The sequence below is a fragment of the Brevibacillus reuszeri genome, from assembly GCF_002897295.1.
In the GTDB taxonomy this organism is placed as follows: domain Bacteria; phylum Bacillota; class Bacilli; order Brevibacillales; family Brevibacillaceae; genus Brevibacillus; species Brevibacillus reuszeri_A.
Map to the genome: position 1 here is coordinate 23,756 of NZ_BEXF01000009.1, position 18,484 is coordinate 42,239.

Annotated in this window: 17 protein-coding genes and 1 pseudogene; 14 read left to right on the plus strand and 4 right to left on the minus strand. The window is 43.4% G+C overall.

Translation table 11 applies throughout. The annotated features are described in order from the left end of the window. Positions 1 to 42: 42 nt before the first annotated feature. Both C3B52_RS15705 and C3B52_RS15710 read right to left on the minus strand, forming a co-directional pair. Entirely contained in the window at positions 43 to 381 is a 339-nt protein-coding gene (locus tag C3B52_RS15705) for a hypothetical protein (protein ID WP_235615732.1), read from the minus strand. A 1,091-nt stretch (positions 382 to 1,472) separates the two neighbouring features. Further along, on the minus strand, positions 1,473 to 1,877 hold the full coding sequence (locus tag C3B52_RS15710; RefSeq protein ID WP_103107326.1) for a DUF6223 family protein: 405 nt from the start codon (positions 1,875 to 1,877) through the stop codon (positions 1,473 to 1,475). A 198-nt stretch (positions 1,878 to 2,075) separates the two neighbouring features. Here C3B52_RS15710 and C3B52_RS15715 point away from each other — a divergent pair, with 198 nt between their 5' ends. Together C3B52_RS15715 and C3B52_RS15720 are read left to right on the plus strand one after the other, a co-directional pair. Then, entirely contained in the window at positions 2,076 to 2,762 is a 687-nt protein-coding gene (locus C3B52_RS15715) for a response regulator transcription factor (RefSeq protein WP_103107328.1), read from the plus strand. After that, a complete protein-coding gene (locus C3B52_RS15720) occupies positions 2,759 to 3,889 on the plus strand; it encodes a sensor histidine kinase (RefSeq protein ID WP_103107330.1) in 1,131 nt (376 codons plus the stop codon). The genes C3B52_RS15715 and C3B52_RS15720 overlap by 4 nt, the downstream gene beginning before the upstream one ends. 170 nt (positions 3,890 to 4,059) lie before the next feature. Here the strand turns inward: C3B52_RS15720 and C3B52_RS15725 are convergent, their stop codons facing one another. After that, positions 4,060 to 4,635, minus strand: a complete 576-nt coding sequence (locus C3B52_RS15725) for a hypothetical protein (RefSeq protein WP_164684797.1) — start codon at positions 4,633 to 4,635, stop codon at positions 4,060 to 4,062. A gap of 197 nt (positions 4,636 to 4,832) precedes the next feature. Here C3B52_RS15725 and C3B52_RS15730 point away from each other — a divergent pair, with 197 nt between their 5' ends. The 4 genes and pseudogenes from C3B52_RS15730 to C3B52_RS15740 all read left to right on the plus strand — a co-directional run bounded on the left by C3B52_RS15730 (position 4,833) and on the right by C3B52_RS15740 (position 7,487). After that, complete coding sequence (locus C3B52_RS15730; protein WP_103107334.1) at positions 4,833 to 5,399, plus strand: sugar O-acetyltransferase; 567 nt, start codon at positions 4,833 to 4,835, stop codon at positions 5,397 to 5,399. A gap of 75 nt (positions 5,400 to 5,474) precedes the next feature. Beyond that, a complete protein-coding gene (locus C3B52_RS15735; RefSeq protein WP_103107336.1) occupies positions 5,475 to 5,924 on the plus strand; it encodes a MarR family winged helix-turn-helix transcriptional regulator in 450 nt (149 codons plus the stop codon). A 193-nt stretch (positions 5,925 to 6,117) separates the two neighbouring features. Then, positions 6,118 to 6,281, plus strand: a pseudogene (locus C3B52_RS37340) (NADPH dehydrogenase); the annotation flags it as partial. A 93-nt stretch (positions 6,282 to 6,374) separates the two neighbouring features. Next, positions 6,375 to 7,487 carry an NADH:flavin oxidoreductase gene (locus tag C3B52_RS15740; RefSeq protein ID WP_103107338.1) on the plus strand — a complete coding sequence of 371 codons (1,113 nt, stop codon included), beginning with the start codon at positions 6,375 to 6,377 and terminating at the stop codon, positions 7,485 to 7,487. Between the two features lie 73 nt (positions 7,488 to 7,560). On the opposite strand, the gene C3B52_RS15745 is transcribed toward C3B52_RS15740, so the two are convergent. Then, positions 7,561 to 8,490, minus strand: a complete 930-nt coding sequence (locus C3B52_RS15745) for a DMT family transporter (RefSeq protein ID WP_103107340.1) — start codon at positions 8,488 to 8,490, stop codon at positions 7,561 to 7,563. A gap of 190 nt (positions 8,491 to 8,680) precedes the next feature. Here C3B52_RS15745 and C3B52_RS15750 point away from each other — a divergent pair, with 190 nt between their 5' ends. The 8 genes from C3B52_RS15750 to C3B52_RS15785 all read left to right on the plus strand — a co-directional run bounded on the left by C3B52_RS15750 (position 8,681) and on the right by C3B52_RS15785 (position 18,429). Beyond that, positions 8,681 to 9,169, plus strand: a complete 489-nt coding sequence (locus C3B52_RS15750) for an Lrp/AsnC family transcriptional regulator (protein WP_103107342.1) — start codon at positions 8,681 to 8,683, stop codon at positions 9,167 to 9,169. Between the two features lie 50 nt (positions 9,170 to 9,219). Then, positions 9,220 to 10,107 carry a YitT family protein gene (locus tag C3B52_RS15755; RefSeq protein ID WP_103107344.1) on the plus strand — a complete coding sequence of 296 codons (888 nt, stop codon included), beginning with the start codon at positions 9,220 to 9,222 and terminating at the stop codon, positions 10,105 to 10,107. Positions 10,108 to 10,415: 308 nt separating this feature from the next. Further along, entirely contained in the window at positions 10,416 to 10,943 is a 528-nt protein-coding gene (locus C3B52_RS15760) for a hypothetical protein (RefSeq protein WP_103107346.1), read from the plus strand. Positions 10,944 to 11,492: 549 nt separating this feature from the next. Further along, entirely contained in the window at positions 11,493 to 13,523 is a 2,031-nt protein-coding gene (locus tag C3B52_RS15765) for a peptidoglycan D,D-transpeptidase FtsI family protein (RefSeq protein WP_235615733.1), read from the plus strand. Positions 13,524 to 13,625: 102 nt separating this feature from the next. Then, on the plus strand, positions 13,626 to 14,543 hold the full coding sequence (gene bla, locus C3B52_RS15770; RefSeq protein ID WP_103107348.1) for a class A beta-lactamase: 918 nt from the start codon (positions 13,626 to 13,628) through the stop codon (positions 14,541 to 14,543). Between the two features lie 235 nt (positions 14,544 to 14,778). Further along, positions 14,779 to 16,560: a BlaR1 family beta-lactam sensor/signal transducer gene (locus tag C3B52_RS15775; RefSeq protein ID WP_103107350.1), complete on the plus strand. Its 1,782-nt coding sequence runs from the start codon at positions 14,779 to 14,781 to the stop codon at positions 16,558 to 16,560. A 16-nt stretch (positions 16,561 to 16,576) separates the two neighbouring features. Further along, positions 16,577 to 16,957 carry a penicillinase repressor BlaI gene (gene blaI, locus C3B52_RS15780; RefSeq protein ID WP_103107352.1) on the plus strand — a complete coding sequence of 127 codons (381 nt, stop codon included), beginning with the start codon at positions 16,577 to 16,579 and terminating at the stop codon, positions 16,955 to 16,957. Between the two features lie 155 nt (positions 16,958 to 17,112). Then, complete coding sequence (locus C3B52_RS15785) at positions 17,113 to 18,429, plus strand: D-alanyl-D-alanine carboxypeptidase family protein (RefSeq protein ID WP_235615734.1); 1,317 nt, start codon at positions 17,113 to 17,115, stop codon at positions 18,427 to 18,429. Positions 18,430 to 18,484: the final 55 nt, after the last annotated feature.

Consider the following 18,484-nt stretch of genomic DNA (forward strand, 5'->3'; position numbering starts at 1 on the left):
TGCAACTACGAATGTACCAAGCACATTGCTCATTTTGTTAATTCACTTTGGGAGTGAGTTTTGTAAAAGAGAAAGCTTATATCTTACTTTCTCTAGATCCATCGTTCGAATTTCTATTGGCGTAAGAGTCTCAGTAATTAAGTGGAGAGCATCACCATGTTTCTGCAATTTCTTTTTAGTCTTGGAGGTATCCAAGTCGAAAGATAATTCGTGTATGTAAGTGTGAATATCAGCTGCTGTCAATGAAACCTCGTCTATAATGACACTAAAATCTGTTTCGTCATTAATAGTCAATCTACTGATGTTTAACAAAGATGCATTTGCTGTTTCAACATTACGAAGTAAATAAATGGCGTACCTGATTTGGTCGCCTTTGGTCATTGAGAAGATATTGTCCAACTCATTTTTTGTATTACGTAATTGTCCATAATCGCCTGACAAAGAAGCGAGAAGTCCCTGCTCAGCCTGTGATTGGCCTTTTTGATAAAAATAACAGCCACTGAGCTACGAGCAAAATAATATCGCAGAAAGTAATAGCAATAGCTGACTTTCCATAACATCCCACCATTTCAAATATATGGATATTATATCACGAAGCTAAAAGGGGGGATTCCACAATGGGTATTCTGAAAAAATAGAAAACGGTAACCCAATTAGTTACCGTTTTCATACAGACCCATTTATCTTACTCGGACAAACACCAAAACATTATCTCTTGAAAACACACGTTGGAACCCGTTATTCAAAAGGCAACGTGAAGCAGGACCCACACGTCTACCAATCATTAAAAATTGGTTACATGGTGCGGCACTTCCAATGATGCTAACGTCGCGAATAATTCGTCTCCGCACGCCATTCACTCTGACACGTCTGAATAAGATCACTACCACGTCAGTCATATCAATCACCTCGCTTCTCTCTATCTGATATAGAGAATGCAAATGGGGGAAGCTTGGCAACTGATACGAGCCTGCAGTAAACGGAAATGTGCTAATTGATATTATAGAATTGTCTAAAACTACAACTTTATTTAAGAGGGCAAAATGGTGAGGATATAGCTACTTGCCATGACTAGGCATCATAAGAAGTTTTACAATGTGTGGGGAAGTAAGTAGTACTGCATATAAAAAACGCCCCTAAAAGGGGCAAAAGCTTAATGTTTTAGTACTGAATTGGCGTGACGCACTTTATGAGCAAAGTGGATCGGATTGTCAATTGTTTCAAAGTGTATAAACATGATACCAGTAACGCCCTGGGCACTTGCTTATTTTACACTAATTACAGGCCACTTTCATTGCATTCGGTGTTGCATCAACAGTAGGGAAGGCAAATTTACAGCAGGCAATTTGATAAGAGGATAAAAGACTCGCAAACCGTATTTTTGAGAAAAGGTTGAGGCTGAGCGAGTGGAAAAGGAAATAAGCACAACACTCGATTTGTTAAGAAGAGAGAATGTAAAGGCTCATGGTGGGTCAACTGGCGCGGCGGGAGCGGGCAAAAGTGAGCCCAGCGAGGACCATTCCGATCAGCCCCAAAACGATGGCCACGATAGCCCCGGCTCGCCCGCTGCCGGTGCCGAAATCACCGGTGAAGTTGGCCAGATGCAGCCCAGCGTAGACTATGCCGATCAACGCCATCACCGCTGCTACGATGGCCCCGCGTCTCCCCGAGCCCGAGCCGAAACGACCGACGGAGCGGGCCAGAGACAGTGAACCGATGACCGCGCTGATCAGCCCCACTACCGCGTCCATCGTGGCCCAGAGTCGCCCGGTGGTTAATCCGTATCCGACATTACCGTTGGTCACTTCTGCAGAGGTAATAGTCGGAACAAGTAGAAATGTACAAAGTAATACGAGTGAAACTAGCCTCATTTTCATTTGTTAATTACTCCTCTTTGTTTTTTCGAATATTTCTTTATTTTCACAGCCAGTTTACACAACAAATGTCGAGAACTTATGCAGATCTCCCTCTCCTTGTGTGAATTTATTCAAGAGTCTGTCAAATACAGGTATAATTTTGTGTAAGAGCTATGTTGTCGCAATGGAAGCAGACTATTATGGAAAGATGTGATTGAAATGGAAGCGAAATTGTTGCTTGTGGAGGACGAACCGGGCATGCTTGAGGAGATGCAAACCTTTCTGCAACGTGAAGGGTATCAGGTATTGAGCGCCCGAACTGGCAAGGAAGCGCTAACGATCGCCCGATCTGAGCGGCCCGATCTCATCGTGCTTGATTGGATGCTTCCTGAGAAGAGCGGCATCGACGTATGCCGTGAAATTAGGCAAACTTCGCAATGCGGCATTATTATGGTCACGGCAAGATCTGAAGAATCGGATAAAATTGTCGGCCTGGAAATCGGTGCAGATGATTATTTGACAAAGCCGTTCAGCTTGCGCGAGCTCGCTTCGCGTATTCGAGCTTTACTTCGCCGCTTACGTGGACCCGAAGACAAGTCGATGTTCCTGGAAAGAGACAACTTGATCATTTCCGAGCCCAAATGTCAGGTATTCAAAGACGGCCAGGAAATCCAATTGACACCTACTGAATTCAAAATTTTGTTCACACTGGCTGGTCGTCCCGGCATTGTCTTTAGCCGTTTGCAATTGTTAAAGGCTGCTTTGGAAGATGAGTACATGGGATACGAAAGAACAATGGATTCTCATATTCGGAATCTTCGCCGAAAACTGGGAGATGATCCTGCCAATCCTCGATATATTCAAACGGTATATGGTTTCGGCTATCGATTCGGTGAACGTTCATGAAGATGACTGTACGAATGAAAATATTTGCTATGGGACTGCTCTTGCTCATAGTGGGTAACATTATCTCCCTTACAACGCAAGTTTACACAGCCGGCTTGTTCGATCAATTCCAAAGAGAACAAATCAATGAAATCTATTTGAGCGCCTCGCCCGAAGAGCAAATCGAAATAGTAAAATCATATTTCCTTGACAGAATGGAGATGAACGTGCTCCTTAGAGCGTCCATTTTTCTTATGATCGGATTGTGTTTTAGTTTTTGGATATCGGGAGTGTTGACCCTCCCGCTTAAAAAGCTTATAGCCGCCATAGAGCGCGTAGCGCAGGGTGACCTGGACGTTAAAGTACCTGTTGACACGAAAGATGAATATGGGAAAGTCGCTCAAGCGTTCAATGACATGACATTTCGTCTGCGTGAAGCCGAAGAAGCCCGCAGAAGATTGGTGGCCGATGTTGCTCACGAGCTTCGCACGCCGCTGTCTATTATGCAGCTTAAACTGGAGAATTATCAGCAGGCCGGTACTCATGTCCCACCAGAAAGGCTGCTTCGGATTCATGATGAAGTGATCCGAATGAGCCTGCTTGTGGATGATCTGCATGTCTTGTCGTTGGCAGAAGCTGGCCGCTTATCGCTCGATCGCAAGCCGCTCGATCTGACGGTACACCTAGAACGAATCGTCGACGACTTAAAATATGAAGCAGAAGAAAATGGATTGGACATTTGCCTTTATACAAATTCAAGGCCGCTTACCGTGATGGCCGATGCGAGACGGATCACGCAAGTTTTCTTTAATTTGCTTACCAATGCGATTCGTTACACACCACGTGGAGGGAAGATTACGGTTGAAACCGAAGACCGAGTCGTTGATGGGAATGCGTTTTTTGCACGGGTCTCGGTGATTGATACCGGGATCGGAATTCCGGCGGAACATCTTCTCCACCTATTTGACCGATTTTACCGCGTAGACAAAGCGCGCTCGCGGCATACAGGCGGTACGGGGCTTGGATTATCCATCGCCCATCATTTTGTAAGGATCCACGGCGGTTTCATCCGCGTTGCAAGTCAGCCTGATGGAGGTACTATATTTACTGTTTATCTTCCTATAGGCAATGATAATGAAAAAAGTTGATAACGATGGCGCACAAACATACAGGAATCCCCAGTATAAAGTCAACGATACATTGGAAGACCGACATTTACTGTCTGAAAAAGAGGCAATAAAACGTAAAAAGCCGCGATTTTAGCGACTTTTAATGGGGCAATGTGCGAGGAACTTTCATTGCGTAATACCAGGGCTTTTTAGATTTTCTTCATCTTTTTAACGAAAAAATAAGTGACACCTACAAGAACGAGGATACCTGATATCCAAAGGTAAGGAGCAGCGATAGTCTGATTTTCTTTCGTTGATGGTTGTTCATTCTGTATGGGGGTAATACCTGTTCCAAGGGAGGCAAGGTCCTCAGATGCCGCTGTTAGCTCTTGTGTTCTTGTGCAAATGTTGGTTTCGAGAAAATTGTCCTGATTCTTGTAGGAATACACGATATAATCCTTTCCCTTTTCAAAAGCAAAGCCACAGCTCGCCGAACTTAAAGCGGTAACGATTGTGACCCGTTTTGTTTCGATGCCTTTCCAAATTTGCGAAACATTAAATGTAACATCGACGGGATCAGCTGAAGAGATAACTCCTAGCACATTTGGTCTTGGTTTCACTATCTCTGTGACTTTCCCTGCGAACACGGCGTCTGCTTGAGTCAGTGCTTCCTTTACCGGGGGAGGTGCTGCGCAGGAACAAGCATAAACTGATGAAGGAATTGTGAATATAAAGCTATTCAAGGTAATAAGAAATAAAATTGTAACTTGGATGAACCTTCTCACTGAACCCACTCCTCTTCTTTCTGTACGTTACTCTTTTGACGATGAGTGGGTTATGCGCGTTTCGTTGAGCGTGATGAAAGAACAAATCCTTTATTACGTTTATGGAACCGCGAGTTCAGGACCTGCTGGTAACGAGGAATAAATTGATGGCAGCAAGGGTGATGCTCAAGAATAAATAAATCAGAAAGGAGACGAATATGAGTCTAACAGAAAAACAGAAGATGGTCAGCGGAAAGCTGTATTTTTCCTCCGATCCTGAGCTGGTTGCTGATCGGGAAAACGCAAGAAGAATTGTCAGGCTGTATAATCAATCAGTGGAGACAGAGTATGCCAGACGAACGGAGCTGTTAAAAGAACTGCTTGGCTCCACGGGTGCAAATATTTGGATCGAACCTAATTTTCGATGTGACTACGGGTATAATATTCATGTAGGCGACCATTTTTATGCGAATTTCAACTGTACCATACTCGACGTCTGTGAAGTAACGATTGGGGATTATTGTCTCATTGGTCCAAATGTTCAAATCTATACTGCTTCACATCCCCTCGATCCGAGAGAGCGGAATACGGGTGCCGAGTACGGCAAACCAATTAAGATAGGGAATAGTGTGTGGATCGGTGGAGGAGCGATTATTAATCCCGGTATAACTATTGGTGATAATGTCGTGGTTGGCTCTGGGTCTGTCGTTACCAAGAACGTGCCCAACAATGTCGTAGTGGTAGGGAATCCTGCAAAAGTCATTCGTGAGATAAAGTGTAGCTAATTTTGAGCATATAAGCCATCTGTATTATAATAAGACGAAAAAGAACGTTTTTTTGACTAGACAGGTGGAATATGTATGAAAACCAACCCCAAAAATGAAATGTTAAGTGACTGGTTGTCTCTCACCCAAATTCAAGCAAGTATTACCGGTGAACTTGAAAGGGAATTACAAAATAAATACAATCTATCTTTAAATGAATTCTATGTCCTGTACTTTTTATCTCAAACAAATGAGAAAAAGCTTAGGCTGCAGAAATTACAGGATATGATTGGGTTAAGTCAAAGTGCGGTATCGAGAATGGTTGGGAGGCTGGAAGCAAGCAATTGTAAGGCCCTTCAAAGGCATGTGTGCGAAGCTGACCGAAGAGGTATTTACACTTCCTTAACCGAAGTAGGCGAAGAGAACTTCTATAAAGCCTTAGACACTGTAAATGAAATTCTTCATGCTTCCTTTACAAATGGCACTACACAAAAGGAGCTACAAACATTACTTCAAAAAATGTCTGCAAATAATGAGCAACAATGACCAGCTCATTAACAGAAAAGCCGATCATTCCTGTTTTAGGTAATGTTCGGCTTCTTTGTTATGTAAAACCGAGATAAATATTAAACTTTACATTTGACAAGTGAAAAAGAGGAATGGTAAATTATATGCACGCGCATACATCTAAAGTCGCAACGCAAATGATTACCTTTTAACGACCTTAAAGGAGTGGGCAAATGCTGCTTTTCAGGTTCCATCAGCAAGGGAGATAAAACACGCTAAGATATTCCAGATATAGAAGTTGGACGATTGGATGCTCCGATTTTAGCGAATGCTGTAATAGGAAACGTGGATGCGGATATTGTAGTCGGTGGGAGAGGTATGCTACATAATCCGTATTCGGTGGAAACATGAGTTAAACTGAAAAAAAGGCTGTCGTACCAAAAAAATTCAGTGTTTTTAATAAGATTTGCATTATGAGGAGGATCTATCATGAAATCAACAAAATCTGTAGCAGCTTTATTCAAACCTTTTCAATTTAAAGAACTGAAACTTGAAAATCGGTTTGTCATGGCACCGATGACCCGCAGTTTTTCACCGAAAGGGATTCCAGGTCCCGATGTGGCAGAATATTACCGTCGTCGAGCAGAACATGGGGTTGGCTTAATTATCACCGAAGGTACGCTGATCGAGCATCCGGCTGCCGGAGCAGATCATAATGTGCCGCATTTTTATGGAGAGGAAGCTCTGAACGGATGGGCACGCGTTGTTAAAGAAGTACATGAGGCTGGCGGAAAAATTGCTCCGCAAATCTGGCATACTGGTACGGCACGTCAAAAAGAGAATTTCCCTGAATCAGATGTCAATTCCATCGGACCATCTGGCCTCAGCGCGACAGGTGAAAAGGTATCGGAACCACTTACTGTTGAAGAAATTCATGGACTCATTCAGGCATATGCAGAAGCGGCTGCAAACGCCAAGAAAATTGGGTTCGATGCGGTGGAAATCCACGGAGCGCATGGCTACCTGATTGACCAGTTCTTCTGGGATGTTACAAACAAGCGCACAGACGAATATGGCGGTGATCTGGTAGGTCGCACCCGTTTTGCTGTAGAGATCATTAAGGCGGTGCGCGAAGCAGTCGGTCCTGATTTCCCAATTATTTTCCGCTTTTCGCAATGGAAACCGAGCGATTACAATTTCAAACTTGCGAAAAATCCTGAGGAGCTGAAGCTTTTCCTCGCGCCGTTGTCCGAGGCTGGTGTCGATATTTTCCATGCTTCCACCCGTCGTTTCTGGGAGGCGGAATTTGAAGGCTCTGATCTCAATCTGGCAGGCTGGACTCGAAAATTGACTGGCAAGCCAGCTATTACGGTTGGATCTGTTGGATTGGACTCCGAGTTCCTGAGCTTATTTAGCGAGGGTAAGGGTGGCCAGCCTGATAACATTGACAATCTGATCGATCGTGTTGAGCGGGAAGAGTTTGATCTGGTAGCAGTTGGAAGAGCGCTACTGAGTGATCCGGCCTGGGTTGCCAAAATTCGTGAAGGCAACACCGAAGAACTTCAACCATTTACGCGAGAAGCACTAAAAACCTTATCTTAAAAGGAATGTCACCCGATTCCAAGCTAGCGGGAGTATAACAAGTTTGTTTACCATGATAAACCCAGGCAGCTTCTCACGATGAGGAGTTGCCTTTACTGGTAGTTGCACGCCATACCCTGATATCCGCAAGTCCTTTCGTTTTAAAAAACGAAAATAAAAAGCATCCCGAAATAACAATGATGCCCCCAACACCCTGTAGCCACGTCATCTGCTCTCCGATGAGAAAAAACGCGAGAATCGAAGTAAAAATCGGATTGAAGTTCAGGAAAATACCTGATGTGGTAGCCCCTAGCTTTTGTACACCAATATTCCAAAGCACCATGCATACGACAGTAGAGATAACGCCTGTATATAAAAGAGAGCCGACAAAAGGAGCGTTGATGTTGGTAACCGTAAAGTCAGTGAGATTGAAAGGCAGAAGGATCACTAGCCCAAAAATGGCAGAATACAAAATGGACATCAGTGGAGTCGTCTTGCTCATGGCCCATTTGCTGCATACAGAGTAGATTCCCCACACACAGACGGCCGCCAGCATCCACAAATCCCCGGCGTTGAACTGCAAGGACAAGAGGTAAGAAAAATCTCCCTTGGACAGAACGAGAACGACTCCCACGAGCAAAAACATCATGGTAAAGATTTGAAGGACCCTGATTTTTTCTTTTAAAAAGACAAACGAAAAAAGGGAAATCGTGACCATGTTTAACGTGGAAATCAAGCCGACATTCGTCGCCGAAGTCTTCTCCAACGCTAAAAATTGAAAAACGTTAAAGAGAACAACCCCAGTCAGTCCCATGCAAAATAACGGGAGTATAGCATCGCGCCTTGGCAGCAGCTTTTTTTCCTTCCACCATACCATCGGAAGTAAACAGAGAACAGCAATAATCCAACGAAGACTCGTCAAGGTCAGCGGTGAAGCATGACCGACAAGCGATTTTCCCAAGACAAAGTTTCCTCCCCATAACAAGCTTGTTAATAACAGCAACATGGCATAAGTACTTGGCATAACATTACGCTCCTTTTATACATCTGCTTATTAATGAAAATAACATTAACGTTGCAGTTTCGACAGAACGTTTTGTATAATTGATGAAATTTGAAATAATGTAAAGTGAATTCAAGAAAAAAAGCATGTTCATTCAGTTGGTGTGTTGGGAAGTTGCGTTTTTTCGAATAAACGAAAGGGGGAAAATCACATGGAATCTTTCGTTAGCAAGGTGCTGGATGATGTCGATATCCAAATACTCGATCTGATGCAAAAAGATGCCCAGCTAAGTAATGCGGAGCTTGCCAGGCGCGTGAATTTATCGCCACCCGCGACGCATGCTAGGGTAAAGCGGCTGGAGAGCGAGGGGTATATCAATCGGCAGGTCGCGATCCTGAATCTCGAGAAGCTCGGATTTGATCTATTGTGTTTTGTGTTCATCAGTACAAATATTCACCAGGCGTACGAGTTGGAAGTATTGGAGAATGCAATGCGTTCGATGCCGGAAGTTTTAGAGTGTCATTGCTTGACGGGAGAGTACGATTATCTTTTGAAGGTAGCCATCAAAGATCGGAAGGGCCTGGACAGCTTCATTCGAAAAATAAACAAGCTGGGCGTATCACGCATTCAAACGAATCTGTCTCTGCGGGAAATCAAATATTCTACTGTTTTGCCTATTGGGGATGATCCATTTTCATAGATATGCTAAAATAGAATGCCGGAAAAAACCAAAATGAAGGGAAGGAATGTATGAATACATCGGAAGAAAAAAAGAAAGCCAACCATAAAAAACTATCAATCAGAAACATTATCAAAAGGGCTCTATTTATTACGATCGGTGCCGTGATCATGGCTTACGGGCTTGAAGCGGTATTAATTCCGAACAATATCATTGACGGTGGAGTAACGGGTTTATCCATGATCTTGAGTCATGTAACAACGATCAACCTCAGTTTGTTCCTCGTCCTGTTAAACTTACCTTTCTTTTTCTTGGGGTATAAGCAAATAGGCAAGACGTTCGCAATTAGTATGCTATATGGAATCGTGGCACTTTCCGTGGCGACTTCCTTTATGCATCATGTAAAGCCGATGGTAGAGAATGAACTGCTCGCCATTGTTTTCGGTGGCTTGATATTAGGGCTAGGAGTAGGCTTGACCATTAGAAATGGCGGGGTTTTAGACGGAACAGAAACATTGGCGATTTTGGTTGAAAAGAGGCTGCCGTTTTCTGTCGGTGAAATTATCATGTTTGTCAATGTGATTATTTTCACGATCGCAGCGTTTGTATTCTCTTTGGAAAATGCTCTATTTTCGATGATCACATATTATGTTGCCTTTAAGACAATTGACATTGTTGTTAAAGGATTGGATGACATGAAATCCGTTTATATCATAAGTGATAACACTCTTGAGATTGCGGATGCGATTACGGAGCGTTTAGGCCGAGGAGTAACCTATTTACACGGAGAAGGTTCTTATAGTGGTGAAGATAAGCGAATTATTTTATGCGTCTTTACAAGATTAGAGGAAACAAAGCTCAAAGATATTATCAAAGAGCTAGACCCACAAGCGTTTATTATTGCTACAGATGTATCCTCCGTACACGGCGGTCGTTTTAAGAAAAGAGATATTCACTAATCCGAAAACAGCGGCAAAACGTAAGACCAGCAAAAAGTCTTGCGTTCTGCCGCTGTTTTACTTTTTGCGATCCGGGTGAAAAAAACGCTGTCATATAGACACCCCCTAATTTGTATCCTATATTATTATACAGCAGGGTATTTATGGTAAATCCTCTGGTGTTTACTTTTCGAAATATTGTGCTAACGGGAACACTAGTTCAACAAAAGGGAGAGAGTGAAATGAATGACATATGAATTATTTTCTTTTCGTTTTAGTAAAAGTTGGTACAGTAATACAAATTGGATGAACACTGGGAGGATAATAGGATGAAAATGCCGAGCGACAATGAGCTGACGTTTCTATTCGAAGGAGACGAGCGACAGCTTAAGCAATTTATTGAAAATCATCGTGAAACATTAGAGCGCCATCGATTTGCGCTGGCGGACGAGCTTGCGATCGAGAAGCAAATTCCGATTGTATTTGCTTACGTATACAGCGTCATCGTAGATTGGGGAGAGTTTGACGAGGAGATCGTCAGATTGTTCGGTAAACGGCTTCCGGATGAATCGGTTGAGGTGACGAATACGGACAAAGGATTGGACGTTACCTACAATGGACAACTGCATTCCATTGCGCTCACGTTTTCCGGAAAAGATCGCTATATCACGATTCGTGGGTTCCAGGAATTGATCAGGGACAAATACGAAATTCGTCTGTTTGAAGCCTCGTATTTTTCCGATACCCACGAATTTTTGATATTACCGAAGAGGCAGTGGGAGGTGCTGGATGCCCGGTATCCAGCGCGGAGTACGGAGATGTTCCGCGTCATCGATGACGAGCTGGACTTTCCGTAACCTCACGGCATTATACGAAGGTGTGGCGGGGACTTCATTACTGTTTGGAGCCTTACTTGTTTTGATTGCTTACGACTCAAGTGCATTGTTTTTACTAAGTGGACTGGTATTGTTGATAGCTTCAATTTTGGGGCTACGGGGAAAGATTCTAAATCAATGAGTCATTGCGTTAACGGGGTCGATAGCGTAATAAAACAGCGGCGAGTCTAAGACTTATTTTCAGGTCTTAGATCGCTGCTGTTTTACTATTCGGGTTCAGTGTTAAGCTAATTTATCTGAGGCTGGAGATTTGTTATCCAAAAGCTGCATAGGGTCAACAACTCCAGTCTATTACATTTTTTGAACGCATAGATTCAGCTATTTGACACATACAGACTACGTGTGTAGTATAGTACTACGCGTGTAGTCCTTTTTATAAAAGGAGTTGATCACTATGAAACATGAGAATTAGTTGAATCAGTTAGTCATCGACTGTGATGAAGATGGATGCCCTCTAAATAAGGGATTTAGAATAAGCTCGAAATGGGCAATGGTAAAGGTGAAAACAACATGAATCCACCAGTGATACATGAGGAAAAAAAACAACGTGTCAATCGGTTGCAGATTCTTTTTTTCCTCGTATTTTTGTTTTTTTCCACGATCATCATTCGACTGATGCAGCTGCAAATTATGAAAGGAGACGAGTTTGCCAGCGAGCTGATGATCCGTTCGTATAAAACAGACTCGATTCCTGCAATGCGCGGAAACATTTATGACCACACCGGGAATATCATTGCGGAAAGTCGCCCCTCATTTGTCGTTGTATTCAGAGAAACGGATACGATGAATAAAGAAGCATATATCAGTATCATCGAAAAATTGGAAAAGATTTTAAGCCCCGTCGACCGAGCCACCCTTTTGAAGAAGATGGATGTTGGCTATGCCTTTGAAGACGGTAATTACATCAGGGTCCCCCGGCAGATGCCAAAATACATGGAAAAGGAACTAAAAGGTGATCTCTCACCGAAAGAGATGGCAGAAATAGAAGAGCGACGCGGAGAGCTGGAAGGGATCGAAGTCGTGATGAAGCCAATCCGACAATATAATCCGAATCAAATCGCCGTTCAAGCAGTCGGGTATGTGCGCCCTTACCACGTGGCTGATCAATTGGATATCGGCAATTACAAAGCAGAGCAGAAGCGATACTTGCCAAATCAATTTGTCGGATTAGATGGGATTGAGCTTTCGTATGAAGGCGAGCTGAGGGGGAGGAATGGCCAGCGATTGTATGAAGTGGCAGCGGACCAAACCGTTATTAAGGAGCTGGAGACGATATTGCCAGAGCGAGGCAATGATATTACCCTGACGATTGATCAGCGTGTCCAATTGGCGATACGCGACTCTATCCGCGAGTTTCTCCCCAAGCTCCGCTCTACCATCTCCGAGGCAAGATATGCCAAAAGCGCGTACGTCGTGGCCATCGAAATTAAAACAGGAAAAATTGTCTCGATGGTCAGCTATCCAGAGTATGATCCAAACGTCTGGATTGAAGGTCCTGATCAGAAAACGTACGATCAAATCAAATATGCAGTGACGAATGGAACGATTCGCGAGGCACCGTATGACGCAAGGCCACTGACGGGAGAGGCAGCAGAAATGGAAAACTATAAGCACCCACGCTCCATTGTGCCATCCGGCTCCGTAATCAAACCGATTACGGTTTTGCTCGGATTACAGGAAGGAATCATTAGAACGAATGATCAATGGCAGGATAGTGGCGTGTATCAATACGGCAGGGGATCGGATCGAATCAAAAATGATAATAGTAAAGCAAATGGAATGATATCACCAGAGAAAGCTCTGCAGAAATCCTCGAATACATATATGGCCCGAATAGGAGAGGAGTTGTCTAAACGCAAGAGGGGCGCATCTGCACCATTACTGCAAAGCTATTATCATGCGTTTGGCTTGGGCATTCCGACAGGAGTTGATTTGCCAAACGAGAGCATCGGAAAACAAGATTATCTGGTCATGGACAAAAATTATGGTCCGCTTGCGGCCATGGTTCAAGCTTCCTTTGGTCAGCAAATCAGAGCAACTACGATGCAACTCGCGCAGTATTCAGCGACTCTAGCGAACAAGGGTGTGCGTTTACAGCCCCAATTAGTAGAAAAGATTACTGCGCCTGACGGTAAGATTGTGAAATCCTTTCAGCCGCAGGTTTTGAGTGAATTCCCACAACCTGATGCATACTGGAATATATTGACAAACGGTATGGTTTTGGTGACCAAGCCAGGCGGGACTGCAGTCCGTGCATTTGAAGGTCTTCCATATAGTGTTGCGGCCAAAACAGGCACATCGGAGCAAGATATTTATGTTCCTGTTACGATAAGCGATCCTAAGACAGGCGAGAAAAAGACTCAATGGAAAATGCATGGGCGTATCACAAATGGTGTGAGTATTTCGTTCGCCCCTGCAAACGATCCGAAGCTGGCTGTTGCTGTTGTTGTCCCAGAAGGTGGTTATGGTGGACGCTCTGCGGCGGTTATTACGCGTAGTGTCTATGAAATCTATGACAAATATATTGGCATACAGAAATAAGGGCGAGAGAATTGCTGGTGTGGTACAACGCGGCCGTCGGTATTACACATGTAATCTGAACGTTGCAAAAAGAAATTCAAAATGAGAAGTGAGGTTTAAAGTATGAAGAAATTTTTTGCAAGCAAATGGATAGCCGGATTTGCAATCATTATGTTGAGTGGGTGTGGAGTAATCCGAGAAGACCTTGCCGCAGTCCAGTTGAAAGAACCGACTCAGCGTGAGACAGAAGGTACACTAGATCAGCAGTTCAAACAATTAGAAAACGATTTCGGTGCGCGACTCGGTGTTTATGCACTGGACACAGCCACAGGCCTGACGATCCGTTATCGTGAAGATGAACGGTTCGCATATGCATCCACTTCCAAGGCTCTGGCTGTCGGCGCAGTGCTTGCACAAAGCCCTGTAGAAGAGCTGGACAAACGAATTACTTATACGAGCGATGATCTGGTTTCCTACTCTCCCATTACCAAGGATCATGTAGGGAAAGGAATGACTATCAGAGAGCTTTGCGATGCTGCTGTACGCTATAGCGATAACACCGCAGCAAATCTTTTGTTCAAGGAATTGGGTGGACCAGAAGGCTTTGCAAAAGTACTGAAGGAGATCGGCGATGATGTTACCAACCCAGTCCGGATTGAACCTGATCTGAACGAAGCCACTCCGGGTGACTTACGTGATACGAGCACTCCAAAAGCTTTGGCAACCTCACTTCAAGCATTTACACTCGGCGAAGTCCTATCTGCTGACAAGCGTTCCATTCTAATCAATTGGATGAAGGAAAACACGACTGGAGATGAATTAATCCGCGCGGGTGCTCCAACGGGGTGGGTCGTCGGAGATAAGTCAGGGGCAGGAAGCTTTGGAACACGTAACGACATTGCTGTTGTTTGGCCGCCAGATCGCGCACCTGTTGTGATTTCAATTTTATCCAGTCGCGATACAAAGGATGCCAAATATGACAATGCCCTTATCGCACAAGCTGCCAAGATCGCACTTGATTCCCTAGGTAAAACCATGTAAAGCAGGGAATAAAAGCCCGCAAGCTGCTTATTTGTCAGTTTGTGGGCATTTCCCAGCAGCAGATCGCATCTGAACGCTTGCATGAAAAGACATACGCATGTACGATATGTTTTGTTCGTGTTTTCTCTTCAGGTCCATTCATTTTGCTAGTACATTTCATGTCCTCAAGTGTTTTCTACTGAACTGAAGTTGCTATGCATTGGGAAAAGAGGATACCGTCGGTTCGAAGAGGGAGATGAGTAGAGTGTTCATTACTCAATTAATTACAGGCTTTATCGTGTCTTCTTTTACTGTTGCTGTCATCTTACTTATGAAAAAGCTCTTTCGAAAGCACTTGTCTGCAAAGTGGCATTACAATCTATGGTATCTATTGTTCATAGCGCTATTGCTTCCTTTTGTACCAGCCCGTTTTTTTCCATCTGGAAATCTCTTTTCTTTTTTACCCTTCCATTCCTATCAGGAAAGTAGTGCAGTGGCTTCTCTGTCAGAAAATCCAACGAGAAGTAGCGTAGATTGGCTCGGTGACTTTTCGATCTCTGTCCACCATGCTACTCCAGCTTATTTGGATGATCTCATCGCCGTTATTTGGATTGGTGGGCTTATTCTTTTCGTAGTACCAGCTGTCATTGCTTGGCTTAGAATCAAACGGATTCAAAGGAATATGTCCACATTAAAAAATGAAGGTATCCTACAGCTGCTTGAGGAGTGCAAACAACAGCTCCATATCTCAACAGATTTGGTCGTGGGGGAGTCTCCTCTTGTCAAAACTCCGATGATGCTTGGGCTTCATAAAGTTTATGTGGTCTTTCCTCTACACTTTCAAGAATGGCTGACGATGAAAGAAATCAGGTATATTTTGCTTCATGAGCTGAATCACTACAAAAATAAGGACAATTTGACAAATTACCTAATCATTATTTTTCAAATTCTGTATTGGTTCAATCCACTTGTTTGGTTTGCCTTTAAAGAAATGCGCTTGGACCGTGAAATCTCTTGCGATAGTGACGTACTAAAAGCATTAGATGAGCAACACTACAGGGAATATGGGCATACCATTATTCATTTTGTAGATAAAGTATCCAGGCAAAGGAGTTTTGTCTTTGAAAGTCAAATGGCTAGCTCCAAAGAACAATTAAAAAAGCGAATTCAAAAAATCGCATCCTTTCAAACAGAGTCTAAGCAGCTGAAGAAAAACAGCCTCATGATTTTTACACTGGCAGGCTTCCTCGTTGCCAGTCAAATTCCTCTCGTAACGGCCATCGCCAGCGAAAATGTTTATTATCCATTTACGAGAGAGAATACAGATTATGAGGATCTCAGCTCCTATTTTGAAGGGTACGACGGCAGCTTTGTCTTGTACGACATGAAAGCCGATCATTTTCAAATTTATAACCAAAAGAACAGCGAACTACGGGTTTCACCGGATTCCACTTACAAGATCTATATCGGGCTATTTGCTTTGGAGACCGGTATCATCACGAAGGACGATTCCACGCTCGCATGGAACGGTGAAGTGTATCCGTACGCTGCTTGGAATAAAAATCAAAATGTAAAATCAGCGATGGAAAGCTCTGTGAATTGGTACTTTGAAGAACTAGAAAAAAGAATGAATCAGAAAAGTATACAGACCTATCTAAAGCAACTAGGTTATGGCAACGAAAATTTGTCTGGTGGGATTGGGCAATCTTGGATAGAGTCAACGCTTAAGATTTCTCCCGTGGAGCAGGTTTTACTACTAAAATCGCTTTATAACAATCAATTGGGATTTCAAGAAAAAAATATCCAAGCGATCAAAGAGACCATTCAATTAGAAGAAAAGGATGGCGCAATTCTTTCAGGTAAAACAGGGACAGGCTCCGTAAATGATAAAACGGTAAACGGCTGGTTTATTGGATATGTAGAGAAAAAAGGGAACACCTATTTCTTTGCAACGAACATACAAAATGAAGATCATAGCTATGGAAGTAAGGCAGCACAAATCACTTTATCGATCTTAAAGAAAAAAGGCATTTATTAAAAGGAGGTGGATGAGAGTGTCGAACCAAGTGCCTGGTATCTCTGAAGCAGAGTGGGAAGTAATGAACGTGCTCTGGGAGAAGGAGCCGCTAACAGCAAATGAAGTCATTTTCTCCTTACAAGAAAAAATGGATTGGAAGCCGAAAACCATTCGTACGCTTTTGGATCGGTTAGTGAAAAAGAAGGTAGTCGGGGTAAATCAAAATCAAAAGCTGTACACTTTTTTTCCGTTATACACGCAAGGAGAATGCCAAAAGGCAGAAGCGCAGACTTTTCTTAAACGAATCTATGGAGGCACGATGAAGTCCATGCTGGTGCAGTTCATTGAAGAGGAAGAGTTAACGGAAGAGGATATGAACGAGCTGCGTTCTATTTTGAATGAGAAGCCTAAAAAATAGATGCTTGAGTATATGTGCATCAAAACGCAAATACCCCTTTACCTTTCCGTCAAGGAGAGAAAAGGGGTATTATTATTACTTCGGGTCACTCAGTTGCCGGAATCAAAGACTACATAAACTACAAAGGCATTCTGAAGGGTAGAGGAGAGATTATTTTGAGAAAAAACAGAGAAGGAAGCAAAACGCTCAAGAGAAAATACGCAAAAGGTGGAAACTATATCATTCGTCTCATGATTTTGCTTTGCCTTTTTGTCGTGCCTGTATCTGCTTTTGCTGAGGGAGCTACCATACCATCTATTCAATCACTCAATCTAGAACTCAGATCTGCGGTGCTTGTTGAACCAGTAACCGGCCAGGTCTTATTATCCATAAATGCAGAGCAAGCGTACGCTCCAGCAAGCATGACAAAAATGATGACTGGATACATTGTTGCGGATCAAGTCAAAAAAGGAGTGGTTTCCTGGAACGATGTAGTAACTGTCAAGGAAAATGCTTCGAAAACGATTGGTTCTCGCGTTTACCTGGCGCTAGGGGAAACCCATACGGTAAAAGAGCTATTTACTGCCATGCTCGTCCATTCCGCGAATGATGCTGCTGTTGCTCTAGCGGAATACGTATCTGGATCTGAGCAGCAATTCGTAACCTTGATGAATGAGGAAGCCAAACGACTGGGAATGGAAAAATCCTACTATATAAATGTATCTGGACTTGACCGTGCAGATATGCCAATTCGATTTCGGCCTCAGGAACAAGGGGAGAATGTGATGTCCGCCATGGACGTTGCAACACTGGTAAAATCGATTATCCAGGATCACCCCGAAATAGTTGAGGTTACGGCACTGCCATCCTATCAATTCCGTGCGTCAGACAGAGAGCCTCTCGTCAACACAAATTGGATGCTCGAATCAAATAAAAATACCAAATATAATCAATACGCTTATGAGGGGCTTGACGGATTGAAAACTGGCTTTACCGATAGTGCTGGTTATTGCTTTGCCGGTACTGCAGAGCGTGATGGAATGCGGCTGATCAGTGTTGTGATGGGAACAAAGTCGTTGGCAAAACGATTCACAGAGACGAAAAAAGTATTGGACTATGGCTTCGATCATTTTGAGCTCAAACAAGTGGTAGCCGCTAAGAGTACGCCAAAAGGTAGGGAGATCGTTCCAGTCAAAATGGGTACTAAGACAGAGGTCCCTGTAGTGACAGAGCAAGCTGTTCATTTTATTCTTCCAAAAGGCTCGGATATCTCTCAGCTTTCTTATAAGACCGATTTTGTACTAGGTGAGCTCACTGCTCCTCTTCCTGCAGGAACAAAGGCGGGAACCATTACGTACACCTACCAAATCGAAGGTATGGATACTGTCCAACAGAAAACGATTAACATGGTCGCAACCGAGGAAATTGAAAAAGCAGGATGGTTCCGCCTCATGTTCCGTTCTATATGGGAAGCCTTGAGTGGTCTCTTTTAACCATAATTAACCTGCAGTTTATCTGATTGTGTCATAGACAAATCCTGCGACTTGA